We start from the raw sequence: 26484 nt of genomic DNA, 5'->3' as shown, positions 1-26484 counted from the left end.
GGGCTCTTTTTTATTGCCCATAAATTAGGTAAGTTATGCATTTATACGGTTTATTAATGATGAAAATTAATAATAAAAGCATATAACACACCAAATTTGAGAAGTTAATGCAGTACATACAAAACACATGGAAGTCTCGTTTAGGGGCGCTCGGCCCGGGTATTTTAATGGCAACCGCTGCCATTGGTGGCTCACACTTGGTGGCCTCTACTCAAGCAGGTGCATTATTTGGCTGGCAGCTATTTTGGCTTATTGTGGTGGTTAACGTTTTAAAGTATCCATTTTTTCGTTTTGGTATGGAATACACGCTCGCCACCAAAAATAGTTTAGTTGAAGGGTATAAAAACCAAGGCCCCGGCTATTTTTACAGTTTTATTGCCCTGAATATTATTGCCGCAGTGGTAAACACCGCCGGTGTATTGTTGCTTACGGCGAGCTTATTACACTACGCATTACCTATCAGCATTCCTGTTACCTTATTGTGTTGGTTAATATTGGCCGTGTGTTTAATTATATTATTACTGGGGCATTTTAAAGCGCTTGATAACGTAGCAAAAGTAATTATGGGGCTACTTACTATAGCAACCATCACTGCATTGGTTATTGCTATAAATAACGGCCCAGTAGCGTCTGTAAACTATGTTGGCCCCTCACCGTATGAACTTGCCATGTTGGGCTTTATGGTTGCCTTAATGGGCTGGATGCCAGCGCCTATTGAAATATCTGCTCTGAGCTCGTTGTGGCTTAAAGAAAAACAAGCTCAGCAAAGTGTGACTAAAAACCAAGGCTTATTCGATTTTAATCTAGGTTATTGGTTAACCGCCGGGCTTGCGCTGGTATTTTTTAGTTTAGGTGCGTTAGTGCAATATGGGCAAAACAGTAATATAGAGCTCGGTGGTGTAGCGTTTGCTAAACAGCTGATTGATATGTATGCACTTACTATTGGCGAGTGGGCAAGGCCTTTGGTATCAGCCATCGCGTTTTTGTGTATGTTTGGCACCACACTCACCGTACTTGACGGTTACGCCCGCACACTTAACGAATCACATAAATTACTGGGTTTTAAGCAATCAAAACACAGCTTAAATACGTGGCTTATATTACAAGCATTGGCCGGTATGGCGGTTATTTTATTTTTTAAATCAGCCCTTGGCCCCATGCTTACCTTTGCCATGACACTTGCGTTTGTTACTACCCCTGTTTTTGCATGGCTTAATTTTAGCCTAGTGCGCTCAGAATCCGCGATTAAACACAGCCTACTTTTGCGTAGCTTAACCTGGTTAGGCTTAATGTACTTAGTTGGCTTTGCTGTGGCGTTTGTAGTGTGGAAGTTGATGTGATTTTATTTTCGAGGTTCGAGGTTCGAGGTTCGAGGTTCGAGGTGAAAGGTGAAAGGTTCGAGGTGAAAGGTTCGAGGTGAAAGGTTACAATTAGCTTGCCTTTGTTTAAAAAAACTTCAATTTAAAAAGGTCAACACACCCCAGTATTAAATATAATAAAAGCGTGACTTATGGCGCGGCTTGGTATGTTATAGTGTATCAAATTCGAGGTGCTATAAAATTATTATTTAATAATTTAAAAAATAGCATCAAAAATGTAATTATTATTAATATTTAGGTTTGTAATGAAGTTTTTAGAATTAAATAAACTTATCGTAAATCGTCGTTTACTTGGGGTTTTAGCAATCCTTATTTGTGCATTAGCATGGTTTAGTGAGCTTGCCGGCGTTGTTTATATATGCCCATATTGTCGTGTTCAGAGAACGGTAATAGGTTTGCTGGGTTTTTTATTAATATTACCTTTTGTGTACAACTGGGTAATAAAATACATCGCATTAGTTATTGGTTTTTTTGGTGCTGTTGTTGCGTCAAGCCAACATTTTATGGGATGGAAAAAGATATCAGCCGGTGAATTTGTTTTTAATAAAAATATTTTTATTGATCCGTTTTTATTATCAGGTTTCGCACTTTTTGCGATTATAGGGTTAACTTTTTTAGTACTTGAAGCAAAGCATATAGAACAAAAAAAGTGATTATACAAATAACACTGTAAGTTGGATTGTTTCTGTTAAATTTATCATTTTTTCGGATGGCGTGGCTTCGCCACTTATCCGACCTACGTAAAAAGGTAGGTTGGTTAAGCCGAAGGCGCCAGCCAATAAAGTATATATGAGGTATATGGCATAATATTGTCAAATGTAGGTTGGTTAAGCCGAAGGCGCCAGCCAACAAAGTACATATGTGGTACATGGCATGATATTGTCAAATGTAGGTTGGTTAAGCCGAAGGCGCCAGCCAACAAAGTACATATGTGGTACATGGCATGATATCGTCAAAGGTAGGTTGGTTAAGCCGAAGGCGCCACCCAACACAGTACATATGCGGTACATGGCATGATATCGTCAAAAGGTAGGTTGGTTAAGCCGAAGGCGCCAGCCAATAAAGTATATATGTGGTATATGGCATAATATTGTCAAAGGTAGGTTGGTTAAGCCGAAGGCGCCAGCCAACAAAGTACATATGTGGTACATGGCATAATATTGTCAAAGGTAGGTTGGTTAAGCCGAAGGCGCCAGCCAACAAAGTACATATGTGGTACATGGCATAATATTGTCAAAGTAGGTTGGTTAAGCCGAAGGCGCCATCCAACAGAGTTTCTAACTCAGCTCTTTTATTGCTTTACTTATCCCATCTAAACTCAGCGGGTACATACGGTTATCCATCAGCTGTTTTATAAAATCAATTGATTGGTAGTACGGCCAGTGTTCTACTGGTTGTGGATTGAGCCACGCGACTTTATCAAAGTGATTTGTGATTCGGTTTAACCACGCACTGCCGGGTTCTTCATTCCAATGCTCTACTGAGCCGCCAGGGTAGGCAATTTCATACGGGCCCATAGTGGCATCACCAACAAATATAACCTTGTAGTCGCTGGTAAACTTGTTAATGAGTGTCATGGTGTCGATGATGTTTGAGTGGCGGCGTTGGTTATCTTGCCACACGTGTTCGTATAAACAGTTATGAAAGTAGTAAAACTCTAAATGTTTAAACTCACTGTGGGCGGCGCTAAATAACTCTTCACAGGTATGAATGTAGTCATCCATTGAACCGCCAATATCAAACAGCATCAATACTTTTACCGCGTTGTGGCGCTCGGGTGCCATTTTTACATCGAGCATGCCGCCTTGCTTGGCGGTCGCGCGAATAGTCTCGTTTAAATCAAGGGTGTCGCTTGCGCCGGTGCGGGCAAATTTGCGTAGCTTTTTGAGGGCGAGTTTTATAGTGCGTGAGCCAATTTCGCGGTCGGAATCTAGATTACGGTATTCGCGCTTATCCCATACTTTTACTGCTTGGCGATTGCGGTTGCCGTCTTGACCAATGCGTACGCCTTCAGGGTTATAACCATACGCCCCAAAGGGTGATGTACCGCCAGTACCTACCCATTTATTGCCGCCAGCGTGGCGTTTTTGTTGCTCTTCTAGGCGCTCTTTGAGGGTTTTCATTAGCTCGTCGAGCCCACCCATGGCTTTTAGTTGGGCTTTTTCTTCATCGCTTAGGTGCTTTTCAAACTCTTTACGCAACCAATCATCAGGTAAGTTGTGTTGCTGTTTTAAGCGCTCGAGCAGGTCTAAGTCGGCAATACCACTAAAGTAATCGGCAAAGGCTTTATCGAACCGATCAAAATGTGTTTCGTCCTTTACCATAATAGTACGCGCTAAATGATAAAACGCGTCCACATCAGCAAATATAACACCTTGTTTTAAAGCGTTAATTAAATCGAGTAACTCGCGCAGGCTCACAGGCAAGCGGTATTCACGCAATTTGAAGAAAAATGCAATCAACATATTAACGGCGGCTCATAAACGCGAGCTTTTCGATTAGGCTTATGTCTTGCTCGTTTTTAAGTAATGCGCCAAACATCGGCATTAAACCACCTTTTTGCGTTTTGTCGTGCAGCGTTTTTGCGTCTATGTCTTCTGCCATTAACAGTTTTAACCAATCGAGTAATTCGCTGGTGGATGGCTTCTTTTTAAGGCCGTTGGCTTCGCGTAAGTTAAAAAACACTTCAAGTGCTTGGCGAACTAAATCTTGTTTAACATGCGGGTAGTGCACATCAATAATTTGCTGCATTTCGTCGCTACTAGGAAAATCAATATAGTGAAAAAAACAGCGGCGTAAAAACGCATCTGGCAGCTCTTTTTCATTGTTTGAGGTGATGATCACGATAGGGCGCTCTTTAGCCACAATGCGCTCACCGGTTTCGTAAACATGAAACTCCATTTTATCGAGCTCAAGGAGTAAGTCGTTTGGAAACTCAATATCGGCTTTGTCTATTTCGTCAATAAGCAGTACTGGGCGTTTGCCGTTTAGTTCAGCGTACATGAAGGCCTGCCACAGCTTACCTTTAACTATGTAGTTACTAATATTGTGAACGCGCTCATCACCTAGCTGGCTGTCGCGCAAACGCGATACTGCATCGTACTCGTACAAACCTTGCTGCGCTTTGGTGGTTGATTTTATATGCCACTGAATAAGCTCTGTATTTAAACTTTTAGCCAACTCTTCGGCTAGCATGGTTTTACCTGTGCCTGGCTCGCCTTTAATTAAAAGCGGTTTTTGCAGCATAATGGCGGCGTTTACCGCCTGTTTTAATGCTGAACTTGCGATATAATTGTCGGTTGAATTAAATTGCACGGGTTATCCTTTATCTGGTCTGAGCAGTAATTATTATGCTTTATAATGCCATAGTTAATTGGCTTAACCAAGGTAGGTAAAACGAGCAATCGTTTTACCGTCTTTTTCAACGGTTTCAGTAAACATACTCAGTGGGCGCGCCCAAATACCGAACTCACCATACAGCGCTTGATAGATCACCAATTGCTCGTTGGTTTCGCTGTGGGTGGCCACATACAATACTTTATATTGTGGACCCTTGTAATGTTGGTATATACCTGATTTAAGGATATGTGGTTTTAGTGCTGTAGTCATGTTTTGATCTCTTGTATAATTTGCCTTCGCTTTTTATTATGCCAAAGAATACAGCAATACTATGAATTATATTTCTCTTGATGATTACAAAAAAGCCTGGGTATTTCGCCATAAAGATATTCCGGTTTCAGATATTGATGCAACCAATATTAAACCCATGACTAGCGAGCGCGCCGCGGTGTTATGGACAACCATGGTGAGCCGCGAGCATGATCATCCAGACTTTTTCGATAAAACAGATTGGTGCGCGCAAGAGCAAAATTTTAGCCAAGAAGTAAATTGGGAGAATGCGTGGGAAGGCGAAGACCCCCAATTTCCTGATGCAATTTTGAGTCACTTAGACTGGCAGGCTAACACTACCGTTTATTTTTGTATGGCGCGCGATAATATTATTGAAACTAGCTTTGATGTGTTTAAACGCAACTGGAAAAACTTTATGTTTTTAGCCGATGGCAGTTTATTAATAGGTAAAAAGCGCAGCACTATGGTGCAATTTTTAGAGTCAGGTATTGCAAAGCTAGGTGAAAAACCATAACAAGCAGTGCTTAAAAACTGCTCGTTACTGTGTTATAAAACATCTATTAAGGTGTTTTTGAGTACAGCGATTGGTCACTAAAAATAAGCAGTTTGACACAGGTCAACAAGTTGAAATGTGGCAAACTGATGCACAGAAAGTGCTTTATGCACAACTATGTAATGCTTTTTACCAGCGAGAGGTGCAACGTTTAGTTGCTGAGCCGAATAGCGAACGCTTGCGAAGGCAACTAAAGAGCTTACCTTATTATATAGAACGGGCTGCAACGCGAGTGGCTAATGCAACATCGCCTTTTGTACTTGATCCGCAAAATGGCGGCTGGCTTGAAAAGCAAAAACCAACTCCGCCTGAGGTTGATTTTTCAGCAAATGAACTTTTTTACCAAGCACATGCCAAAGTTGGGCTGATTATTCCTGTATTATTACAAAATCACGGTCAAATTCGGATTAGAATAGACAGTATTGATCAAGTAACTAAAACGCAATTGCATTGTAATGAGCTTGGTTGGTTTAATTTTTTAGGTCAAGGGCTTGAACTACAAAGTGCACTGTTACTCAAACCTAATAAAGCAACGCTTGCTGCAGCGTGTTGTGGCCACCAGTGGCAGTTTTCTAAGCGCAGTTCGCCACGGGTATTATCGTTACGGGAAATGTTATTGGCTGCTCATATTAATTGGCGTAATGTTAAGCGGCCGTTAGCGTAAGGCTTACAATTAAAAATTAAAATAAGGAGTGTTTAATGCGATTTTTTCAACTTGGCTTATTGTGCTTAGCACTTTTTATTCAGTATCGACTTTGGTTTGGTCATAATGGCATGCAAGACTACACGCGGTTAAAAAGCGCCGTAGCATCGCACCAGCAAACAAATGCAAAGCTGATCAAACGCAATAAAGTATTAAAAGCAGATATAGAAGATTTAAAGCTCGGCCTAGAAGGTATTGAAGAGCGTGCCCGCAATGAATTAGGAATGATTAAACCGGACGAAACCTTTATTCGTGTTTTACCGGCTCAACACTATGACAAATAAATACACAATTGCTGCTATTGTCCCTGCTGCAGGTGTTGGCAGCAGAATGCAACACGCAACACCTAAACAATATATACAATTAGCGGGTAAGACAATTTTAGAGCATACCCTTGCTAAGTTATCGCAGCTACCACAACTGAGTTCTATTGTGGTCGCACTGAGCGACAACGATCCTTACTTTGACGACCTCACACTAACAGACTCCCGAATTGTACGTGCCAGTGGTGGCAAAGAGCGTGCAGATTCAGTATTAAATAGTTTACTTTTTTTAGGTACACACCCACCTAAATGGGTATTGGTGCACGACGCAGCAAGGCCCTTGGTCGATATTGCAGATATAGAATGCTTAATAGCACAATGCATTCAAGCTGATGAAGGTGGCATTTTAGCCAGTAAGGTAAAAGACACCATAAAACGTGGACAAACATATGCACAGCAAACCGTACCACGTGATGATTTATGGCAAGCCTTAACGCCACAGCTTTTTAAATATGATGAGCTAAAAATGGCATTGCAAAATGCGCTTAACAGCGGCGTAACTATTACTGATGAAGCCAGTGCCATGGAATGGGCAAATAAGCCAGTAAAGCTGGTAGCAGGGCGCAGTGATAATATTAAGATTACCACCCCAGAAGATTTAGACTTAGCAGGCTTTTTACTGCAAAAACAAAACAATGAGAGTGCAATATGATACGAATAGGCCATGGTTTTGACGTGCATAAGTTTGGTGGCCAAGGGCCCTTAATTATCTGCGGCGAAAAAATTGACTACCCACAAGGCTTTTTAGCACACTCAGATGGTGATGTAGCTATTCATGCCTTATGTGACGCTATTTTAGGCGCATTGGCATTAGGTGATATTGGCAAGCACTTTCCTGATACAGCCAGTGAATATGAAAATATTGATAGCCGTATTTTATTACGACATGTGATGAGCTTGGCCAAACAGCGGGGCTATGTACTAGGCAATGCCGATATCACCATTGTGGCACAAGCACCAAAAATGCTGCCGCACATTCAAGCGATGCGGGCCAACCTTGCCAGTGATTTAAATGCTGAACTTTCTCAAGTGAATGTTAAGGCTACTACCACAGAAAAATTGGGTTTTGAGGGACGTAAAGAAGGTATTTCCAGCCATGCTGTGGTTATTATGCAAAAAAGAGTTAACGAGTAAAGAAACCACATGAGCGAATTAAATTATTTATACGGCGCGCCGCTTTCTAAAGCCGACTTTAAAACCACTGCTGAAGACTTTATGGTCGATGAAGACTTAGGCATTGAGTTTACTGGCAGTGGTGAACATGTGTGTTTGCAAGTGGTTAAAAAAGGCGAAAACACTCAATATGTGGCCAAGCTTATTGCGCAAAAAGCGGGTGTGTCGCCAAGAGATGTAAGTTATGCCGGTATGAAAGATCGCCATGGCGTATGCTCGCAATGGTTTAGCGTAAAAGTACCGATTAAAAAGCACATTGATTTTACAGAGCTTAATAGCGAAAGTGTATTTGTAATATCGCAACAGCGGCACGAGCGAAAGTTGCGTACTGGTTGTCACAAAGGCAATAAATTTACCATTACCTTGCGTAATGTAACCGAGCCTTTAGATATTTTATGTCGCATAAACGCAGTACGCGCTGGAGTCCCTAATTACTTTGGTGAGCAGCGCTTTGGCCGCGATGGGCATAATTTGGTGATGGCTGAAAAAATGTTTGCCGGTGAGCGCATACGCGATAAAAAACTACGGGGTATTATTATTTCAGCAGCGCGTTCGCATGTGTTTAATCAAATTGTTAGTTTACGCGTGGCAGAACATGGCCTTGCTAAAACCATGCACCGTGAAGTATTTATGCTCAGCGGTAGCAATGCGTTTTTTGAAGATGCGATAAGCGATGAAAATATTGCACGTCTTGCCTCTGGCGACATTATGATGTCGGCGCCAATGGTGGGTAAAAGCGAAAAAGGCCTTACCGAACAAGAAAAAACATGGTTGGCACCGTATCAAGCATGGTGTGATGGTTTAGGTGAGTTAGGGCTTAAAAACGAGCGCAGAATGCTGCGTTTAATCCCCCAAGATCTAAGTGTAGAAACACTTGATGAACGTACATTAAAACTCAGCTTTGGCTTACCCAAAGGCTGCTTTGCAACGGCTTTACTGCGTGAACTGGTTGATTACACTGATGCCAGCCCTCGCGAGCGAAAAGAAAAGGATAACAATATACATGAAGATATTATTAAGTAACGATGATGGCGTAAACGCAAAAGGTATTGCTGTTTTATATCAAGCATTAACACAAATTGCAGACGTTACCTTGGTTGCCCCTGACAGAAATTGCAGTGGTGCAAGTAATTCATTAACGTTAATGAATCCACTGCGTGCTTCTACACTCGACAATGGATTTATGTCAGTAAATGGTACACCTACCGATTGCGTACATTTAGGTGTAAACCAATTGATGGATGAAAAACCTGACTTAGTGGTTGCAGGTATTAATCATGGCGGAAATTTAGGTGACGATACGCTTTATTCTGGAACTGTAGCAGCCGCAACAGAGGGCCGTCATTTAGGTTTGCCAGCGATTGCGGTCTCTTTGTGTTCTCATTATGGTGAACACTTTGAAACAGCTGCAGCAGTTACGGTGAATATTATTAAAGGGCTTGCATCGCATCCGCTGCCTAAAGATCAAATCATTAATCTTAATGTGCCCGATATTCCGCTAAGTGAACTCAAAGGGGTTAAAGTAACTCGTTTGGGCGCGCGTCACAAAGCAGAAACCATGACTAAACAAACTGATCCTTGGGGGCGTGATATTTTTTGGTACGGCTCGCTTGGAACAGAAAGCGACGCTGGAGAAGGTACTGATTTTTATGCCGTTAATAATGGCTATGCATCAGTGACTCCATTAAGCGTTGATATGACAGCAAAAGATAGTATTAAAGCCGTAGGAGAGTGGTTAGCCGAGTTGGAGATCAATCGTGCTGGCTAATTATACCCGCAGTGCACAAGCACTTTCAGATCTGTTACAGCGAGAAGGTGTAGAAGACGTTGAGGTTTTAAAGGCGATTGCGCAAATTCCTCGGCACATTTTTATTGACGATGTGTTGCAACATAAAGCGTATCAAAATACAGCGCTACCCATAGGGCAGGGGCAAACTATTTCGCAGCCTTATATTGTTGCTCGTATGACCGAACTAATGCGCTTGGCAGGTGTGCAACATAAGATATTAGAAATTGGCACCGGATCCGGCTATCAAACAGCGGTACTTGCTAAAACGTTTGATAAAGTGTATTCGGTCGAGCGTATTAAAGCATTGCAATGGCAAGCGAAACGCCGATTACATCAACTCGATTTATATAATGTCACTATGAAACACGGTGATGGTTGGCAAGGGTGGCAATCGCAAGCGCCATTTAATGGCATTATAGTGACGGCCGCAGCAAACACTATTCCTGCAGAACTACTCGCACAGCTTGCTGATGGCGGTGTCTTACTTGCCCCCATTGGTGAGGTCGAACAAAAATTAACCATGGTTATTCGCCAAGGCGATAGCTTTACAGAGCATGTAATTGCGCCAGTAAGATTTGTACCTTTAGTCCCTGGTGATATTGAATAGGAATTCACTTTGAAGTTGTTTACTAAGTTATACGATATGGCACTAGTGTGGGCAAAGCATCGCCACGCAGAGCGTTATTTAGCTGGCATGAGCTTTGCCGAATCGGTTTTTTTTCCTGTACCACCGGATGTAATGCTAGCACCTATGTCGCTGGCACAACCGAGCAAAGCGTGGCGTTTTGCAAGTTTTGCTACCGTCGCTTCTGTGCTTGGAGGCATTTTAGGTTATTTACTTGGCTTTTGGTTATTTGAACCCGTTGTTGAACCGTTTATTGCGCAAATGCAATGGCAAGATAAGTTTAATACAGCGCTGTCTTGGTTTAAAGATTATGGTGTATGGGTGGTATTTATTGCGGGGTTTTCGCCTATTCCTTATAAAGTATTTACCATTGGTGCAGGGGTATTACAAATGGCATTTTTACCTTTTATTATTGCCTCGGCAATTGGACGTGGAGCACGTTTCTTTTTAGTATCTGCCCTAATGAAATGGGGGGGAGTTAAAATGGAGAAAAAATTACGCCAATATATTGAAGTACTTGGTTGGGCTGTTGTGGCTTTAATTGCTGTTGCGTACATTCTATTGCGTTAAGCACTATATATTAATGTTATTAACACAGAGGGCAAAACACATTGAATAAACAAATACGCTGTTATGTTGCTTTATTTATTAGTGTTTTGCTTTGTGCGTGCTCGTCTCGCCACGTTCCTGCACCTGTAAGTAGTTTAAATAATAACATTAACGATTATACCTCGCGTATTAATATTAATGGTGGAAAATACACGGTACAAAAAGGCGATACACTTTACTCAATTGCTTTTAGTGCCGGAAAAGACTTTAGAGAGCTTGCAAAAAATAATTCAATACCATCACCTTATATAATTGTTCCCGGTCAAGTTGTATCTCTTTTAGAACCAAGCCAACCAAGGGCTACAGAAAAAACGTATCAAAAAAAGCCTGCTAAAAAACCATCAGGTTTACAAAAAATCAACAATAAATTAAAGAAAGAGCTTGATCAGCCGAAAAAACGAAGGTATGTTCAAAAACAAGCTAACCAAAAAATTAGCAATTCTAAAGATGTTTCAAATGTAAATTTGAGTTGGATTTGGCCCGCTAAAGGTAAAATTATTCAGCGCTTTTCTGATAAGGAAAACGGCTATAAGGGCCTACAAATTGCTAATGAAGAGGGTACTGCAGTACTCGCCGCAGCACAAGGAACGGTAGTTTATGCGGGTAGTGCACTAAGAGGTTACGGTAATTTAATCATATTGAAACATAATGATGATTACCTAAGTGCATATGCACATAACTCAAAATTACTTGTTAAAGAGAAGCATATAGTAAAGGCGGGACAAAAAATAGCAGAAATTGGTAACTCAGAGTCTCCTGTAACGGCACTTCGTTTTGAAATTCGTTATCGAGGAAAAGCTGTTAACCCTGCTAAATATCTACCCTGAACTAAAAGGTGTTGATTAACGGTGTTGGAGAAGGCTTATGGCTAGTACAGCAAAAGCTAACAAAGCGACTTCAGGCCTTAGTCATAAAGTTATTGATAGCTTGCTCAGGAGAAGTCTTATGGCTGATGTAGCAAAAGCTGATAAAATCTCCACTAATAATAAGTTTGACGACGCTGATATTGAAGAGCCGACGCAACTACTTGATGATGTGGAAGATGAAGAAGTATTTGTAAAAGAAGAAGTCACTAAAAACCTTGATGCCACCCAGTTATATCTTGGCGAAATTGGTTTTTCCCCTCTTTTAAGTGCGCAAGAGGAAGTTTTTTTTGCTCGCAAATCATTAAAAGGTTGCGAAGCGTCACGTAAACGCATGATTGAAAGTAATCTACGGCTAGTTGTAAAAATTGCACGTAGATATAATAATCGTGGCCTTGCTCTACTTGATCTAATTGAAGAAGGTAATTTAGGGCTCATCAGAGCGGTTGAAAAGTTTGATCCAGAACGTGGTTTCCGATTTTCTACTTATGCTACATGGTGGATCCGCCAAACCATTGAGCGGGCGATCATGAATCAAACTCGCACCATTCGCTTGCCTATCCATGTAGTTAAAGAACTTAATGTTTATTTACGCACCGCCCGTGAGCTAACGCAAAAGCTTGATCATGAGCCTACCGCAGAAGAAATCGCAGAAAGCTTAGATAGACCGGTCGAAGACGTTACCAAAATGCTACGTTTAAATGAAAAAATAGCGTCTGTTGATATGCCCATTGGCGGTGAAAACGACAGTGCATTACTAGATGTGATAGCCGATGAAAAAAATGTAGGCCCCGAAGGGGAAGTACAAAACAACGATATGAATACACATATTATTGATTGGTTAGGTGAATTAAACCCAAAACAACGCGAAGTATTAGCACGTCGATTTGGTTTACTTGGTTACGAACCCTCAACCCTTGAAGATGTTGGCCGTGAAATAGGCTTAACCCGTGAGCGAGTTCGCCAAATACAGGTTGAGGCGTTACGTCGATTAAAAGATATTTTGCAACAAGAAGGCTTAAGTACCGAAAGCTTATTTGAACAGTTCGCTTAATCTAATCTAAACACACAGAGAAATGAATACAGCCCGGCTTTTTAAGCCGGGCTGTTTGCGTTTAAAGCAGTGCTTTCAATTTATAAAGCAGTTCATGCGCCTGACGGGGTGATAGGTTATCAGGGTCTATTGCGCTCATTTGTTGCTCAAGCTCACTTGGCTGGCTGGTTTGTGGTTCACTATCAAACGGTAAAACCTGTTGCTCTGTAGTGACTGTGGTGACACTTTGATGGTTTTCAAGCAAGCTTAGCTTTTGTTTAGCTTGGGCAATAACTGCTTTAGGCACCCCGGCCAGTGCCGCTACTTGCAAACCAAAGCTCTTACTCGCTGCGCCATCTAATACCGTATGCATAAAGGCAATGGTATCGTTGTGTTCAATGGCATCTAGGTGCACATTAACCAGCCCAGGCGTTTGCTCTGCAAGCTCTGTTAGTTCAAAGTAATGGGTTGCAAACAGGGTTTTAGCCGCTATTTTTGAAGCGAGGTGATCAGCCGTCGCGTACGCCAGTGATAACCCGTCGTAAGTACTGGTTCCTCGGCCTATTTCATCCATAAGCACCAATGATTGCGCGGTGGCATTATTTAAAATAGCCGCGGTTTCGGTCATTTCAACCATGAAGGTTGAACGCCCAGATGCTAAGTCGTCACTGGCGCCAATGCGGGTAAATATTCTATCTATATTACCAATTTTAGCGCTATCGGCAGGAACGTAACAGCCAATATGTGCCATAAGCACAATAAGCGCAGTTTGGCGCATGTAGGTTGATTTACCGCCCATGTTAGGGCCGGTAATAATCAACATTTTACGCTGGTTATTGAGCTCCACAGGATTGGCAATAAACGGGTCTTTCATTACCTGCTCTACCACAGGGTGGCGGCCTTGTTTAATGCTGATATTATCGTTATCGCAAAGCTCAGGCTTGGCATAATTAAGTGTTTGGGCACGCTCTGCTAAATTGTTCAGTACATCTAGATCGGCAATTACTGAGGCCATTATTTGTAGCTGCTCAATATGCGGAGCTATAAATTCAAATAACTGTTCGTATAATTGTTTTTCAAGGGCCAGCGCTTTTGATTGACTGCCGAGAACTTTGTCTTCGTGTTCTTTTAGTTCTGGAATTATATAGCGCTCGTTATTTTTTAATGTTTGACGACGAATGTAATCTGCAGGCACTAAGTGCGAGTTGGCGCGGCTCACTTCAATAAAAAAGCCATGCACTCGGTTATAACCAATCTTAAGTGTACTAATACCGGTGCGTTCACGTTCGCGCTGCTCTAGCTGTTCAAGCACATCGGTGGCACCTTGGCTTAAATTACGCCACTCATCAAGTTCGCTGTTATACCCTGGCGCAATAACACCGCCATCACGAATTAACACTGGCGGATTATCAATGACAGCACGTTCAAGTAATGCTTGTAGCTCAGGAAGCTCTTTAGAATGCGTAATTATATGTGAAATACGTGTATCAGTTGCATCGTTTAATAAGCTATGCAGCGGTGCTAATGCTTGAAGCGCACTGCGAAGCCGTGTTAAATCGCGTGGGCGAGCGGTATGTAATGCCAAGCGAGCAATTACACGTTCTATATCACCAATCTCTTTGAGCGCGTCATGCAGTTCACCACATAATTGTGCATCTAAAATGGCAGTAATAGCATTAAGTCGTGAGTTGAGTTCATCTTTATTACGAATAGGAGTATGAATGCGACGTTTAAGTAATCGCGAGCCCATCGCCGTTGCTGTTTTATCAAGCACTTGGGCTAGGGTGTTTTCAAAACCACCTGATAAATTAACCGTTAACTCAAGGTTTTTACGGGTTGGCGCATCCAAAATAACCGCGTGTTCGTTATGCTCAAGAGTGATTGCGCGGATGTGCGGTAATGCAATGCGTTGGGTATCTTTTACGTACTGCATTAAACAGCCTGCTGCCACCAAGGCGCTATGTGCTTTGTCGACGCCAAACCCCACTAAATCTTTGGTCCCAAACTGCTCGCACAGTAAGTGTTGCGCGGTATCAAGGTCAAACTCCCATTCAGGACGGCGTCGTGCGCCTTTAATGTGTTCAATTAAGTGAGTGTTTTCAAAGTGTTCGCTATACAGTAATTCAGCAGGCGCTAAGCGTTGTAGCGTTGAGCTAAATGCTTCATCAGTGTTTACTTCAACAACATTAAAGCGCCCTGAGTTGATATCAAGATACGCAATACCGTATTGGCCTTTTTTATTTTGCCAAACACTGGTTAAAAGGTTGTCTTGGCGTTCTTGCAGTAAGGCTTCGTCAGAAATAGTACCTGGGGTTACAATACGTACTACTTTACGCTCAACAGGGCCTTTACTGGTGGCAGGATCGCCCACTTGCTCACAAATAGCCACCGACTCGCCCATTTGTACTAAGCGGGCTAAATAGTTTTCTACTGCATGATAAGGCACGCCCGCCATAGGAATAGGATCGCCGCCGGCTTTGCCACGATGTGTTTGTGAAATATCAAGCAATTGCGCGGCGCGTTTTGCGTCGTCAAAAAAGAGTTCGTAAAAATCCCCCATCCGATAAAACAATAAAATATCGCGATGCTCTGATTTTATTTTTAGATACTGCTGCATCATAGGGGTTTGTTGTTTTATAGTGTGCGGTGCATAAAGATCAAACGACATGTATTTACCCAAAGGCTGAATATGGAATTACATCAAGAGATTAAGACACTTGCTGCGCAATTAGGCGCTATTTTAACGGATAAACGCTTATGGATCACTACCGCTGAATCATGTACTGGTGGTGGAGTGAGTTATTCGCTTACCGATACCCCCGGAAGCTCTGCATATATTGACCGCGCATTTGTCACTTATAGCAATAACGCAAAGCATGAATTACTCAATGTGAAGCGTGATACCCTCGAGGAATTTGGCGCGGTGAGCGAACAAACAGTCATTGAGATGGCAGCAGGTGCATGTAAGGCGGCTAATGCTGATATTGGCATTGCTATTTCAGGAATTGCAGGTCCCGGTGGTGCCACTGAGGGCAAACCGGTAGGGCTTGTGTGGTTTGGCCTACAAATTAACGGTAAACACTGGACGTTTGAGCAAGTATTTGATGGAGATAGGGCGCAAGTTAGGCTGCAAGCTATTGTATTTTCATTGAAAAGTATAATAGAGAAGATAAAATAATAAAATTAGCTTGATACTGTGATTTCATACAGTATACTTGTCTGCATTAGCTGGATTTGGAGAGTAAAATGAACGATAACAAACAAAAAGCATTGGACGCCGCTTTATCACAAATTGAACGTCAATTTGGTAAAGGCTCAATCATGAAATTGGGTGACAATAAAGCGTTAAAAATTGACGCTGTATCAACAGGCTCGCTAGGTATTGATATTGCTTTAGGTATAGGCGGCTTACCAATGGGGCGAATCGTTGAAGTATATGGCCCAGAGTCATCAGGTAAAACAACGCTTACATTACAAGTTATCGCTGAAGCCCAAAAAGAAGGTAAAACGTGTGCCTTTGTTGATGCTGAGCATGCTCTTGATCCAATATATGCACAAAAACTAGGCGTTAACATTGATGAGCTACTTGTATCTCAACCAGATACGGGTGAACAAGCACTTGAAATTTGTGACATGTTAGTACGTTCAAGCGCAGTTGATGTGGTGATTGTCGATTCGGTTGCAGCACTTACACCAAAAGCTGAAATTGAAGGCGACATGGGTGACTCACATATGGGCTTACAAGCACGCTTAATGTCGCAAGCATTACGTAAGCTTACAGGTAACATTAAGCGCTCAAACACGCTATGTATTTTCATTAACCAAATCCGTATGAAAATTGGTGTAATGTTTGGTAACCCTGAAACCACAACCGGTGGTAACGCCCTGAAATTTTACGCCTCAGTACGTATTGATATTCGTCGTATTGGTTCAGTAAAAGAAGGCGACGAGGTTGTTGGTAATGAAACGCGCGTTAAAATTGTGAAAAACAAAGTTGCACCGCCGTTTAAACAAGCTGAATTTATCATTATGTATGGTGAAGGTATTTCTAAGCAGGGTGAGCTGATTGATTTAGGTGTTAAGCACAAACTTGTTGAAAAAGCAGGTGCTTGGTATAGCTACAATGGCAACAAAGTTGGCCAAGGTAAGTCTAATTCGATTAAGTTCCTTAAAGAAAACCCTGAAATTGCAGATGAAATTGAAGGTAAACTGCGTGAAATGCTATTGCTAAAAGCAACGGTTGAGCCTGAAGATGGTGAAGACGTATTAGGTGAAGCGCCAGATCTTTAAGCAAATTAGTTTTAAAGCTTGATTTGACCCGAGCTTAAAAAAGCGCTAACCAATTAGGTTAGCGCTTTTTTATTGCTTGCTATAAATTGACTTAAGCTCTGTTCATGAGAGCCCAGTACTCAAGTTTATAGCTGCCAGTTAACTGACAGTGAGTAGTTACGTGGCGCACCGTAGTAACCTTGTGCCCAATACAGGCTATGTATGTATTTTTCATCAGTAGTGTTATTTACATTAAAGGTAACACCAACATTTTGAGTGATTTCGTAAGTAGCCATTAAATCTAATAAGCCATAAGCGTCTTGTTTTGTAGTGACTAATGCGTTGCCTGCTGGATCTTTTACTTGCACACGGCTGATAGAATCTTGCCAGCGATAATTAGCACCTAAGATTAAACCGTCAATAAATGGCACTTGGTAAGTGGCTGCCATTTTTAATTGGTTTTCTGGTGTGTAATCTTTAACCAGCTCATCACCATCAATGCTTAAATTACTAAAGCTAATGCTGGCACTTAAATCGTCAGTTAAGCGACCGCTTAGCTCAATTTCGAATCCATCGCTATTGATACCATCTGCAGCATAATAACGCGTATCGCTAGGAAGAGAGTTTGGAAGTGCAACAGCAAGTCCATCTTGCTCGGCATCAAAGTAGGCGAGTGTAACAAATACTTGCTCACCTAAAAGCTGTGCTTTTAGGCCAACCTCAGTACTTTTGCCAATTACAGGAGCCAGTTGTTCAGCGTTAATGTCTAACTCTTTTTGTGGTACAAACGTTTCGGTATAGCTAGCATACGCAGATAACGACTCGGTAAAATCGTACACTGTACCAATATAAGGAATTAATTCTGAGTCATCACGGGTTTGTACTACATCATAAGCAATACCTTTAGTTTCCCAATCGGTATAGCGTACTCCAGCTAAAATGCTCAATGGTTCAGCTAATTTGATGCGGGTTGAAATATAAGCCGACCTTTGTGTGTTTTGTACATCACTGCCATTAGGCCTATCAACCAATGTCGCTTCTGGAATAACACCATCCCAACTTGCTAAATCAGGCATACCTGGAAAACCATTACCTGTAGTGTAGTCATAAAGCGATTGGTCATTAAAGTCCATGTTTGCCTGGCTGATGCCGAATGATAAGTCGTGCTCTAGCGAAAATAGCTCAAACTTACCGCTGGCATATAAATCATACAAATCTTGGGTGTCTTTGTAATCATAACGACTCGCATAGCCCGTTAAACCTAAACCAGTTTCTTTATCTGGTGTGCCATACACATAAAACAGCTCTGAATTTTGTTCATTTTTTATGTGGGCATAACGCGCTTTAGCGACCCAAGTCGCTGATAAGTTTTGCTCAAGTGTTACATAAACACGTTCAGCACTATTATCCCAATACGACCAATCTGCAGCTGTGCTAGTTGAGTCATCATAGTTAGTCGCTGAGCCATCAGTGTAATAAAGTGGTAACGCGCCCCATAAAGGACTGTCGGCATCTTTTTGTTCGTTTACGTAGTTGATGCTCAGTAGTGTATCGTCAGTCAGCTTACCCTCATAGGCAAGGTAGGCAACGGTTTTATCGGTTTCGTAACGGTCTAGGTATGACTCTTTATCTTGCTTAGTAAATACAGCACGAACAGCGTGTTCATCGTTAATCGGTGTGGAAACATCAATATCTACACGTTTGTTATTCCATGATCCATAAGAGGCCGATGCATGAGCTTGCGTTGTGTAGGTTGGTTTTTTTAGCACCATATTTACAGTAGCTGATGGGTTGCCTGCACCTGTCATCATGCCGTTGGCACCACGCACTATTTCAACGCGATCGTAAATTGCCGTATCAAGTGTACCTTGAATTGAACCTGAACTTTGCGGCGTGCCCAAACCATCAATTAAAAAGTTAGTTATTTCAAAACCACGGGCTTTAAAGTAAGTACGATCGGTTTCTATTTGTTCCACTGTTACGCCTGGGGTGCTTTCTAATACCGCATTAATATCATCAAGTGAAAAGTCATCCATCAACGCGCGTGAGACAACAGAAATTGACTGTGGAGTTTCTTTAATTGTTAAACCTAGCTTAGTCGCTGACTGTGCTTCTTCGGTAATATAATTTTTATGATGTTGCCCATAAACGGCAATTTTTTCTAGAGGTAGGTCGTCTTGCGTGTCGTTTGCAATAACATGGCCAGATAAAACCAGTGAAGTGAGCAGACTCAGCTTAAATACAAAGTTTTTTTGTTTGTGTAGCATCTTGTTTCCCATAAGATTTAAAATAGGAGTGTAATTTAATCTAAATGAGAGTGATTTGCAATTGCGTTATTGGTGCGTTTTTAGCGAAACGGGTTAACGTGTTCGTAAAACAATAAAAAAAGCGGCCGAAGCCGCTTAAAAAGTAAATCAGTACGTTAATTAGTAAGGAAATTAAAATGCATACTTAACAGAGAACTGTAAGCGATCCATATCGCCATCTGCACCGCTTTCAAGCTCACGTTCTGCATGTTTTAATTCTGCACCAAAGGTTAGGCGTTTAACCGGTGAATATAGAATATTTGCGCTGTAGCTTTGGCTTGATTCTGTTGGATCACCTGAAATTGAAAGTAAATCTGTGTTGTTATCTGCTGAGAAAAATGAATATAGGAAGGTAGAGCGCCATTGGCTGTTCCATTTATGTTGATAAGCAATAAATCCTGATGTTGAATCAATCGCATCTAAATCATTACCATTGAGTACCGCACCATGGGCTACATTAACGCCAACATAGCGACCTAAACCTTTACCTTGGGTCAGCATAAATTTAAGGTTGTCTTGACCAAGCTTAACCATACCCGATGCACTAACACCAAATGAGGTTTCATCAGCATCTAAACCGTCTTTTTTGTAGGTAAGTTGGCGTGCAAGTGCGGCAACTACAAAATTACCCCAATCTGCTTTGTGTGTATAACGTGCAGTAAAATCAGGTAATGAGGCATCATCCGTCACTGCCATGCTACCACCCGCTGTAGTGATGGTGCTTTCAGGATTTTCTAAAGAGAAAGACCACGCACCTGTGGTGTATTTAACTTGAGATTGACGAACAAACACAGTGCCTTCTGCTGGACCTATAAAGTCAAGTGCTTCAGGTAATGCGCCGACGTTTTGAAAGTTTGACCACGTTTGACCAAATAACCAGCCATCGTAAGAGATAAAGGCATGGCGAATACGCGGAGAATATGAATTAGACACACGCTCGTTGCCGCCAGGAGCAGAAGCTAAAAAGTCTAACTCAATTTTAGTTTTAACCGTTTTGCCATTATCTAAAAGTGTAGACGTACCAAAGTTAAAGCGAGATTCACGTGCGTGCATGTCAAATACAGCATCTGAGTTATTATCGCTGCCAACGGTTAATGTACTTGGTACATAAAAGTCACGGCCAACGCTTGTACCTGCAGGCGCACCCGCTGAGTAGTCACTCCACATTGCGTCGAGTTTAATATATCCACCATAGGTTAATTCTGTATCACCTATTTTTGCGCCATAGGCTGTGCTAGAAAGTGCACAAAGTACAGCGCTCGCTGCCAGTGTTTTAATTGGGGTAAGTTTCATTGTTGCGTCCTTTTATAGGCTACTTGTTGTATGTTATTTTCTTATGATATGTATTAACGTGTGTTATTCATATAGTACTAACAAATTGAATTTAAATAGTTTTAATTTAATTTTTTATGAATACGGGGTGTTAGTAACTAATCAAAGCTTTTTCTATATTTTAGATACTGTTGTATATGTACACAATTTACTCAATAAACTATTAGTCTATTAGACTAAGGTTTAATAAATATAAGTTGTTCATATTCTCTGTTTAAGTAATGTGTATTTTTTATGTAAATCAAGTGTAACTAAAGGGATTATAGATAAGATAATAGCGGTTTAAACCCAGATACAACTAATGTCTAATATTTAATAGTGCACTGCTGAGTAATCCTTGATGAAAAGCCAAAGTATAAATTGGAGACTAATATGTCACAAAGTATCTACCCAGTTCCTGCGAATATTAAAAACGCAGCGCTCGTCGATAATGAAAAATATAATACGATGTATAAACAGTCTGTAGAGGACCCTGAAGGGTTTTGGGCTGAGCATGGTAAGCGCCTTGACTGGTTTACTCCTTATTCTAAAGTAAAAAATACTTCATTTGATAAAGGTCACATCAGTATCAAATGGTATGAAGATGGCCACCTAAACGCATCTTATAATTGTATTGATCGTCATTTAAAGACAAAAGCAGATAAAGTAGCGCTTATTTGGGAAGGTGATGATCCTTCACAAAGCGAAAATATTACTTATCAACAATTGCATGATGAAGTCGCTAAATTTGCCAATGGCTTAAAAAAGTTAGGTGTAAAAAAAGGTGACAGAGTCGCCATTTATATGCCAATGAGCCCACAAGCTATTTATGCAATGCAAGCTTGTGCTCGTATAGGTGCAATCCATTCTGTTATATTCGGTGGCTTTTCACCATCAGCTATTGCCGATCGTATTAATGACTCGGGTGCTAAAGTGGTGATCACTTCAGATGAAGGTCGTCGTGCGGGTAACTGTGTACCGCTTAAAGCCAATGTTGATGAAGCGGTACTACAAGACTCTGTAACTACCGTCGAGCATGTAGTTGTGCATAAATTAACGTCAGGCGATGTTGATTGGCATAGCCATGATATTTGGTGGCATGATTTAGTTGCGGATCAAGCGCCAGAGTGTGAGCCTGAGCGCATGAATGCTGAAGACCCATTGTTTATTTTATACACCTCAGGTTCTACAGGTCAGCCTAAAGGTGTGGTACATACCACTGGTGGTTATTTAGTGTATTCATCAATGACTCATGAATATATTTTTGACTTAAAAGACGAGGATATTTTTTGGTGTAGTGCCGATGTTGGCTGGATCACAGGTCACAGTTATATTGCTTACGGGCCGCTTGTTAATGGGTGTACGCAAGTCGTATTCGAAGGTGTGCCAACTTACCCAACAGCAGGGCGTATGGGTGAAGTTGTTGATAAGCATAACGTTACCATTTTATACACCGCACCTACTGCTATTCGTGCGCTTATGGCCAAAGGTGATGAGCCAATTGCCAGTTCAAACCGAGATAGCCTGCGTATTTTAGGTTCAGTAGGTGAGCCAATTAACCCCGAAGCGTGGACCTGGTACTTTGAAAAAATTGGTAAATCGAATTGTCCAATTGTTGATACCTGGTGGCAAACTGAAACTGGCGGCATTATGATTGCGCCACTTCCAGGTGCAACCGATATGAAACCTGGCTCTGCAACTCGTCCATTTTTTGGTATTGCACCGGCGTTATTTGATGCTGAGGGTAATACATTAGAGGGCGCTGTTGAAGGAAACCTAGTTATTTTAGATAGCTGGCCTTCGCAAGCACGCACTGTGTATGGCGATCACGAGCGCTTTGAGCAAACTTATTTTAGTGCTTACCCGGGTGTTTACTTTACTGGTGACGGTTGCCGTCGTGATGAAGATGGCGATTACTGGATCACAGGACGTGTGGATGATGTGCTTAATGTATCTGGGCACCGTTTAGGTACTGCTGAAATTGAAAGTGCCTTAGTTGCTCATGAAGCCGTGGCTGAAGCCGCAGTTGTAGGTTACCCGCACGATATTAAAGGCCAAGGTATTTACGTATACATTACTCCTAACGAGGGGGTAACGGTGAGTGATGAGCTAACAAAAGAGATCCGTAACTGGGTACGAAAAGAGCTTAGCCCCATTGCATCACCCGATATGATTCAATGGTCGCCAGGATTACCAAAAACTCGTTCAGGTAAAATTATGCGTCGTATTTTACGTAAAATCGCCGCAAATGAACACGAACAGCTAGGTGATACATCGACACTCGCCGATCCATCAGTCGTTGATGAGTTAGTAGAAAATCGATTAAATCGTTAATTTCGCGTTAAAAGCTTGATTACAAGTTGATTCTAAACGTAGTATATCGGCTGTTGTCTATTGGGTAGCAGCCGAATTTTTTGGGAGTGAACAATGAGTCAGTTTTTAATAGCGGACGATCATCCGTTATTTCGCGAAGCATTAAAAGGCGCTTTGAGTGCAAAATTTGTAGATTTAGAAGTGTTTGAATCTGCCGATTTTGATAGCACATTGCAGGTGTTAAGCGAACAAGAAGATCTTGATATATTACTACTAGATTTACACATGCCAGGTAACGGTGACTTGTACGGATTAATCCGTATACGTGAGGATTATCCGAGCCTACCTATTGCGGTGGTTTCGGGTAGCGAAGATGCCAATATTGTTTCTAAAGTCATGGGTTATGGCGCTATGGGGTTTATTCCCAAATCATCTTCATCGGATGATATTGCTAATGCAATAAACCAAATACTAGAAGGCGACACCTGGCTGCCAACTGAACTAAAAAATAAGGTAGCTGAAATTGAAGGCGAAGATAGAGAAATAGCCGCACAAGTTGCATCACTTACTCCACAACAATACCGCGTATTACAGTATTTACACGAAGGCCTACTGAATAAACAAATAGCGTATGAGCTGCATATTTCAGAAGCCACAGTTAAAGCACACATTACAGCTATATTTAGAAAGCTCGGTGTTTATAATCGTACCCAAGCTGTTTTAATTGCCGCAAAATTACAACTAGAACCCATAGAGCAAGCGCAGTGATTTAAATAATACCCGTTGTTATAAATGAGTGGTAAATTATAACGATAAAAATGGCTCAATACTGAGGCAGAATTACCCATGTAGTTGTTCTAATAAATAATCATATTTTTAATAAAGTTGGTATATGAGGCAAGCGCCTATTTTGTAACGTAATGGTATTAAGTCACTCTGTTACTGCAGCATAACAAGTCATTCATCTTTATTACATGACCTACTCGGTAAATAATGCTAGGTTACGGGCATTTTGTAATTAAGAGAGCATGGTATGTCAGACTCAAAAGACTCACCAAACATATCCCAAGGGGAAAATAAAGCCGCTAATAATGGCTGGTTTAATCGTTTTTTAGCCACTGTAGAATTTTTAGGGAATATGCTTCCCCATCCTATAACGCTATTTGCAATGTTCTGTATTGCCATTATTTTATTTAGCGGTATTGCCGATTGGTTTGGACTCAGCGCCATTGATCCTAGGCCTGAAGGGGCCGCTGGGCGGACTCCTGGCGGTGTTATTGAAGTGGTAAGCTTACTCAGTGCAGAAGGCTTACAACGTATTGTAACAGGACTGGTGACTAACTTTACTAGCTTTGCGCCACTGGGCACCGTGTTGGTTGCTTTATTAGGTGTGAGTGTGGCAGAGCATTCAGGGCTATTATCTGCCGCTATGCGTGGCATGGTGATGGGGGCTTCTAAACGTTTAGTGACCTTCATGGTGGTGTTTGCTGCTATTTTATCTAATACCGCTTCTGAGTTGGGTTATGTAGTGCTGATACCACTTGCTGCAATGATCTTTCATAGTTTAGGTCGTCATCCGCTGGCAGGTCTTGCTGCGGCGTTTGCCGGTGTATCTGGCGGTTACAGTGCTAATTTATTACTCGGTACTATCGATCCATTACTAGCCGGTATTACCACACCAGCGGCACAAATGATTGACCCAACTTACCAAGTAGGCGCTGAGGCGAATTGGTATTTTATGATAGTGTCAGTATTTTTAATTGCGATTTTAGGCACACTCGTCACTGAAAAAATAGTTGAACCGCGTTTAGGCAAATATAATCCAGATGAAGCTGGTGAAGATTTAACCCAAAATAATATTGCTGGTTTAACTGCCAAAGAAAAGTCGGGCTTAAAATGGGCTGGATTCTCATTACTACTGGTTTCATTACTACTCGCGTGGACGGTTGTACCTGCTGACGGCATTTTACGCAACCCAGAAACGGGCTTAGTGACTAACTCTCCATTTTTAAAAGGAATAGTGGTTTTTATTTTTGTCACCTTTGGTATTCCTGGATTTGTGTATGGGCGTGTTGTTGGCACCATGAAAAATGACAAAGATGTGATTAACGCCATGAGCAAAAGTATGAGCTCTATGGGGATGTACATTGTTTTAGTATTTTTTGCTGCGCAGTTTGTGGCCTTTTTTAAATGGACTAACTTAGGCACTATTTTAGCTATTAATGGCGCTGCATTATTACAAGCGCTTAGCCTAACTGGCCCAGAAGTGTTTGTGCTGTTTATTTTAATGTGTGCTTTAGTGAACTTAACCTTAGGTTCATCGTCAGCGCAGTGGGCAGTAACTGCGCCTATTTTTGTTCCTATGCTAATGCTAATTGGTTATGCACCAGAAACAATTCAAGCTGCTTATCGTATTGGTGACTCGGTGACTAATTTAATTACGCCGATGATGAGTTACTTTGGTTTAATCCTCGCGGTTGCTACTAAATACAAAAAAGACATGGGAATAGGCACCTTGGTAGCGACTATGTTGCCATACAGTTTAATCTTTTTTGTTGGCTGGGTGGTGCTGTTTTACTTATGGGTCTTTGTTTTAGGTATGCCAGTAGGTCCTGGGTCACCAACGTATTACACACCGTAATTGTTTACTATTTACTTATAAAAATGCCAGCTTATTAGCTGGCATTTTTAATTACTATGTAAAGCTAATTATGAAAACACCACGGTTTTATTGCCATTAATAAATAGCTTATGTTCTGATGCTAGTTGCAATGCTTTACAAAACACTGTTTTTTCCACGTCTTTACCCATTTTAGCCATCATTTCAGCCGTATTAGCATGGGTTACACTGGTCACGTCTTGTAAAATAATAGGGCCTTCATCTAGCTCATTATTTACAAAGTGAGCCGTGGCACCAATAATTTTTACACCGCGCTCAAACGCCTGATGATACGGTTTAGCACCAATAAAAGCCGGTAAAAATGAGTGATGAATATTGATGATTTTACCCTCAAATCGACCAACAAACTCAGGGCTTAAAATACGCATGTATTTCGCTAATCCTATAATGTCAGGGTTATAGGTGGCAATTAAGTCACCCACTTTTTCGTCGTGCTCACTGCGTGTGAGCCCTTCATGAGAAACAACATGAAAAGGAATATCAAACCCTTTTACTAACGGCGCTAAGGTAGGGTAATTGGCAATCACGGCGAGTATTTCAATATTTAGGGCTTGCTCAAATTGCTTTAATAACATACCGCCTAAACAGTGAGCTTCTTTTGTGGCTAATAGTACGACTTTGGTTTTTTCTTTACCGTGAAGCGCCACTTTTGCGCCCGCGGGTAATACTTCACGAAGTTGTGCTAACAATTCAGGATGGGGCTCGCCTGTGAGTTCTGTGCGCATAAAAAAGCGCTGCGCATCTTTATCTACAAACTCGTTATTGCGAATAATATTTAAGTTATGTCGGTGACACAGTCCGGTAATTTTGGCGATTAAACCTATATCGTCTGCGCATTGGGTGGTTAGTATGTAACTCATTTTCCTCATTCTTACCCAAGTAATTTGATGCTTCATTATTTGCGTTTTAGCTCAGAAAGCAAGGC

General features: G+C 41.5%; 25 protein-coding genes. 18 read left to right on the top strand and 7 right to left on the bottom strand.

Translation table 11 applies throughout. From position 1 onward, the window contains the following. The first annotated feature begins 107 nt into the window (after positions 1 to 107). Positions 108 to 1340 (top strand): divalent metal cation transporter, encoded by a 1233-nt coding sequence (locus tag KG708_RS08160; protein WP_213608907.1) that lies wholly within the window; start codon positions 108 to 110, stop codon positions 1338 to 1340. A gap of 284 nt (positions 1341 to 1624) precedes the next feature. Continuing rightward, positions 1625 to 2032, top strand: a complete 408-nt coding sequence (locus KG708_RS08155; protein WP_213608906.1) for a hypothetical protein — start codon at positions 1625 to 1627, stop codon at positions 2030 to 2032. A 624-nt stretch (positions 2033 to 2656) separates the two neighbouring features. On the opposite strand, the gene KG708_RS08150 is transcribed toward KG708_RS08155, so the two are convergent. The 3 genes from KG708_RS08150 to KG708_RS08140 form a co-directional block, all read right to left on the bottom strand. Beyond that, the gene (locus tag KG708_RS08150; RefSeq protein WP_213608905.1) at positions 2657 to 3844 is read right to left on the bottom strand and encodes a VWA domain-containing protein; all 1188 of its coding nucleotides are present in this window, start codon (positions 3842 to 3844) and stop codon (positions 2657 to 2659) included. 1 nt (position 3845) lies between these two features. Next, complete coding sequence (locus tag KG708_RS08145; RefSeq protein ID WP_213608904.1) at positions 3846 to 4694, bottom strand: AAA family ATPase; 849 nt, start codon at positions 4692 to 4694, stop codon at positions 3846 to 3848. A gap of 63 nt (positions 4695 to 4757) precedes the next feature. Further along, entirely contained in the window at positions 4758 to 4988 is a 231-nt protein-coding gene (locus KG708_RS08140) for a DUF1653 domain-containing protein (RefSeq protein ID WP_213608903.1), read from the bottom strand. A gap of 61 nt (positions 4989 to 5049) precedes the next feature. Here KG708_RS08140 and KG708_RS08135 point away from each other — a divergent pair, with 61 nt between their 5' ends. The 11 genes from KG708_RS08135 (at position 5050) to rpoS (ending at position 12701) form a co-directional block, all read left to right on the top strand. Then, positions 5050 to 5523, top strand: coding sequence for a DUF2947 domain-containing protein (locus KG708_RS08135; protein ID WP_213608902.1), 474 nt, complete (start codon positions 5050 to 5052; stop codon positions 5521 to 5523). Positions 5524 to 5638: 115 nt separating this feature from the next. Continuing rightward, complete coding sequence (locus KG708_RS08130; RefSeq protein ID WP_213609341.1) at positions 5639 to 6226, top strand: hypothetical protein; 588 nt, start codon at positions 5639 to 5641, stop codon at positions 6224 to 6226. A gap of 35 nt (positions 6227 to 6261) precedes the next feature. Beyond that, positions 6262 to 6549 carry a cell division protein FtsB gene (gene ftsB / locus KG708_RS08125; protein WP_213608901.1) on the top strand — a complete coding sequence of 96 codons (288 nt, stop codon included), beginning with the start codon at positions 6262 to 6264 and terminating at the stop codon, positions 6547 to 6549. Further along, positions 6539 to 7240: a 2-C-methyl-D-erythritol 4-phosphate cytidylyltransferase gene (gene ispD, locus KG708_RS08120; protein WP_213608900.1), complete on the top strand. Its 702-nt coding sequence runs from the start codon at positions 6539 to 6541 to the stop codon at positions 7238 to 7240. The genes ftsB and ispD overlap by 11 nt, the downstream gene beginning before the upstream one ends. Beyond that, positions 7237 to 7722, top strand: a complete 486-nt coding sequence (gene ispF / locus KG708_RS08115; protein ID WP_213608899.1) for a 2-C-methyl-D-erythritol 2,4-cyclodiphosphate synthase — start codon at positions 7237 to 7239, stop codon at positions 7720 to 7722. Before ispD ends, ispF begins: the two co-directional genes overlap by 4 nt. Positions 7723 to 7731: 9 nt before the next feature. Then, entirely contained in the window at positions 7732 to 8784 is a 1053-nt protein-coding gene (locus KG708_RS08110) for a tRNA pseudouridine(13) synthase TruD (protein WP_213608898.1), read from the top strand. Beyond that, positions 8765 to 9529 (top strand): 5'/3'-nucleotidase SurE, encoded by a 765-nt coding sequence (gene surE / locus KG708_RS08105; protein ID WP_213608897.1) that lies wholly within the window; start codon positions 8765 to 8767, stop codon positions 9527 to 9529. Before KG708_RS08110 ends, surE begins: the two co-directional genes overlap by 20 nt. Continuing rightward, positions 9519 to 10157, top strand: a complete 639-nt coding sequence (locus KG708_RS08100; protein WP_213608896.1) for a protein-L-isoaspartate(D-aspartate) O-methyltransferase — start codon at positions 9519 to 9521, stop codon at positions 10155 to 10157. The genes surE and KG708_RS08100 overlap by 11 nt, the downstream gene beginning before the upstream one ends. Before the next feature lie 9 nt (positions 10158 to 10166). Further along, complete coding sequence (locus KG708_RS08095; protein ID WP_213608895.1) at positions 10167 to 10745, top strand: YqaA family protein; 579 nt, start codon at positions 10167 to 10169, stop codon at positions 10743 to 10745. A gap of 41 nt (positions 10746 to 10786) precedes the next feature. After that, on the top strand, positions 10787 to 11611 hold the full coding sequence (locus tag KG708_RS08090; RefSeq protein WP_213608894.1) for a peptidoglycan DD-metalloendopeptidase family protein: 825 nt from the start codon (positions 10787 to 10789) through the stop codon (positions 11609 to 11611). Between the two features lie 118 nt (positions 11612 to 11729). Continuing rightward, positions 11730 to 12701 carry an RNA polymerase sigma factor RpoS gene (gene rpoS, locus KG708_RS08085; protein ID WP_213609339.1) on the top strand — a complete coding sequence of 324 codons (972 nt, stop codon included), beginning with the start codon at positions 11730 to 11732 and terminating at the stop codon, positions 12699 to 12701. A 61-nt stretch (positions 12702 to 12762) separates the two neighbouring features. Here rpoS and mutS read toward each other — a convergent pair whose 3' ends face one another. Then, entirely contained in the window at positions 12763 to 15348 is a 2586-nt protein-coding gene (gene mutS / locus KG708_RS08080; protein ID WP_213608893.1) for a DNA mismatch repair protein MutS, read from the bottom strand. A 21-nt stretch (positions 15349 to 15369) separates the two neighbouring features. Here mutS and KG708_RS08075 point away from each other — a divergent pair, with 21 nt between their 5' ends. Both KG708_RS08075 and recA read left to right on the top strand, forming a co-directional pair. Further along, complete coding sequence (locus KG708_RS08075; protein ID WP_024602330.1) at positions 15370 to 15858, top strand: CinA family protein; 489 nt, start codon at positions 15370 to 15372, stop codon at positions 15856 to 15858. A 68-nt stretch (positions 15859 to 15926) separates the two neighbouring features. Next, positions 15927 to 16970: a recombinase RecA gene (gene recA, locus KG708_RS08070; protein ID WP_213608892.1), complete on the top strand. Its 1044-nt coding sequence runs from the start codon at positions 15927 to 15929 to the stop codon at positions 16968 to 16970. Positions 16971 to 17095: 125 nt separating this feature from the next. On the opposite strand, the gene KG708_RS08065 is transcribed toward recA, so the two are convergent. Together KG708_RS08065 and KG708_RS08060 are read right to left on the bottom strand one after the other, a co-directional pair. After that, the gene (locus KG708_RS08065; RefSeq protein WP_213608891.1) at positions 17096 to 19216 is read right to left on the bottom strand and encodes a TonB-dependent siderophore receptor; all 2121 of its coding nucleotides are present in this window, start codon (positions 19214 to 19216) and stop codon (positions 17096 to 17098) included. Between the two features lie 171 nt (positions 19217 to 19387). Continuing rightward, entirely contained in the window at positions 19388 to 20548 is a 1161-nt protein-coding gene (locus KG708_RS08060) for a DcaP family trimeric outer membrane transporter (RefSeq protein WP_213608890.1), read from the bottom strand. Positions 20549 to 20959: 411 nt separating this feature from the next. On the opposite strand from KG708_RS08060, the gene acs reads away from it, so the two are divergent. From acs to KG708_RS08045, 3 genes are all read left to right on the top strand, one after another. Beyond that, the gene (gene acs / locus KG708_RS08055) at positions 20960 to 22900 is read left to right on the top strand and encodes an acetate--CoA ligase (RefSeq protein ID WP_213608889.1); all 1941 of its coding nucleotides are present in this window, start codon (positions 20960 to 20962) and stop codon (positions 22898 to 22900) included. A 93-nt stretch (positions 22901 to 22993) separates the two neighbouring features. Continuing rightward, on the top strand, positions 22994 to 23647 hold the full coding sequence (locus KG708_RS08050) for a response regulator transcription factor (RefSeq protein WP_213608888.1): 654 nt from the start codon (positions 22994 to 22996) through the stop codon (positions 23645 to 23647). Positions 23648 to 23912: 265 nt separating this feature from the next. Beyond that, positions 23913 to 25520, top strand: coding sequence for an AbgT family transporter (locus KG708_RS08045; RefSeq protein ID WP_213608887.1), 1608 nt, complete (start codon positions 23913 to 23915; stop codon positions 25518 to 25520). Between the two features lie 68 nt (positions 25521 to 25588). On the opposite strand, the gene purU is transcribed toward KG708_RS08045, so the two are convergent. Further along, complete coding sequence (purU, locus tag KG708_RS08040) at positions 25589 to 26419, bottom strand: formyltetrahydrofolate deformylase (RefSeq protein ID WP_213608886.1); 831 nt, start codon at positions 26417 to 26419, stop codon at positions 25589 to 25591. Between the last annotated feature and the right edge of the window lie 65 nt (positions 26420 to 26484).

Origin of the sequence: Pseudoalteromonas sp. (genome assembly GCF_018402495.1) — a bacterium.
In the GTDB taxonomy this organism is placed as follows: domain Bacteria; phylum Pseudomonadota; class Gammaproteobacteria; order Enterobacterales; family Alteromonadaceae; genus Pseudoalteromonas.
Note: the sequence above shows the minus strand (reverse complement) of the source record. Positions and strands in the feature narration are given on the sequence as shown.

What these genes read in the sequence shown, in the direction of transcription:
- KG708_RS08050 (WP_213608888.1), top strand. Translation starts at nt 22,994, where the DNA reads ATGAGTCAGTTTTTAATAGCGGACGATCATCCGTTATTTCGCGAAGCA.
- KG708_RS08060 (WP_213608890.1), bottom strand. Translation starts at nt 20,548, where the DNA reads ATGAAACTTACCCCAATTAAAACACTGGCAGCGAGCGCTGTACTTTGT.
- purU (WP_213608886.1), bottom strand. Translation starts at nt 26,419, where the DNA reads ATGAGTTACATACTAACCACCCAATGCGCAGACGATATAGGTTTAATC.
- mutS (WP_213608893.1), bottom strand. Translation starts at nt 15,348, where the DNA reads ATGTCGTTTGATCTTTATGCACCGCACACTATAAAACAACAAACCCCT.
- KG708_RS08130 (WP_213609341.1), top strand. Translation starts at nt 5,639, where the DNA reads ATGTGGCAAACTGATGCACAGAAAGTGCTTTATGCACAACTATGTAAT.
- KG708_RS08160 (WP_213608907.1), top strand. Translation starts at nt 108, where the DNA reads ATGCAGTACATACAAAACACATGGAAGTCTCGTTTAGGGGCGCTCGGC.
- ispD (WP_213608900.1), top strand. Translation starts at nt 6,539, where the DNA reads ATGACAAATAAATACACAATTGCTGCTATTGTCCCTGCTGCAGGTGTT.
- KG708_RS08140 (WP_213608903.1), bottom strand. Translation starts at nt 4,988, where the DNA reads ATGACTACAGCACTAAAACCACATATCCTTAAATCAGGTATATACCAA.
- KG708_RS08075 (WP_024602330.1), top strand. Translation starts at nt 15,370, where the DNA reads ATGGAATTACATCAAGAGATTAAGACACTTGCTGCGCAATTAGGCGCT.
- KG708_RS08045 (WP_213608887.1), top strand. Translation starts at nt 23,913, where the DNA reads ATGTCAGACTCAAAAGACTCACCAAACATATCCCAAGGGGAAAATAAA.
- surE (WP_213608897.1), top strand. Translation starts at nt 8,765, where the DNA reads ATGAAGATATTATTAAGTAACGATGATGGCGTAAACGCAAAAGGTATT.
- KG708_RS08110 (WP_213608898.1), top strand. Translation starts at nt 7,732, where the DNA reads ATGAGCGAATTAAATTATTTATACGGCGCGCCGCTTTCTAAAGCCGAC.
- ispF (WP_213608899.1), top strand. Translation starts at nt 7,237, where the DNA reads ATGATACGAATAGGCCATGGTTTTGACGTGCATAAGTTTGGTGGCCAA.
- rpoS (WP_213609339.1), top strand. Translation starts at nt 11,730, where the DNA reads ATGGCTGATGTAGCAAAAGCTGATAAAATCTCCACTAATAATAAGTTT.
- KG708_RS08155 (WP_213608906.1), top strand. Translation starts at nt 1,625, where the DNA reads ATGAAGTTTTTAGAATTAAATAAACTTATCGTAAATCGTCGTTTACTT.
- recA (WP_213608892.1), top strand. Translation starts at nt 15,927, where the DNA reads ATGAACGATAACAAACAAAAAGCATTGGACGCCGCTTTATCACAAATT.
- ftsB (WP_213608901.1), top strand. Translation starts at nt 6,262, where the DNA reads ATGCGATTTTTTCAACTTGGCTTATTGTGCTTAGCACTTTTTATTCAG.
- KG708_RS08065 (WP_213608891.1), bottom strand. Translation starts at nt 19,216, where the DNA reads ATGCTACACAAACAAAAAAACTTTGTATTTAAGCTGAGTCTGCTCACT.
- acs (WP_213608889.1), top strand. Translation starts at nt 20,960, where the DNA reads ATGTCACAAAGTATCTACCCAGTTCCTGCGAATATTAAAAACGCAGCG.
- KG708_RS08135 (WP_213608902.1), top strand. Translation starts at nt 5,050, where the DNA reads ATGAATTATATTTCTCTTGATGATTACAAAAAAGCCTGGGTATTTCGC.
- KG708_RS08150 (WP_213608905.1), bottom strand. Translation starts at nt 3,844, where the DNA reads ATGTTGATTGCATTTTTCTTCAAATTGCGTGAATACCGCTTGCCTGTG.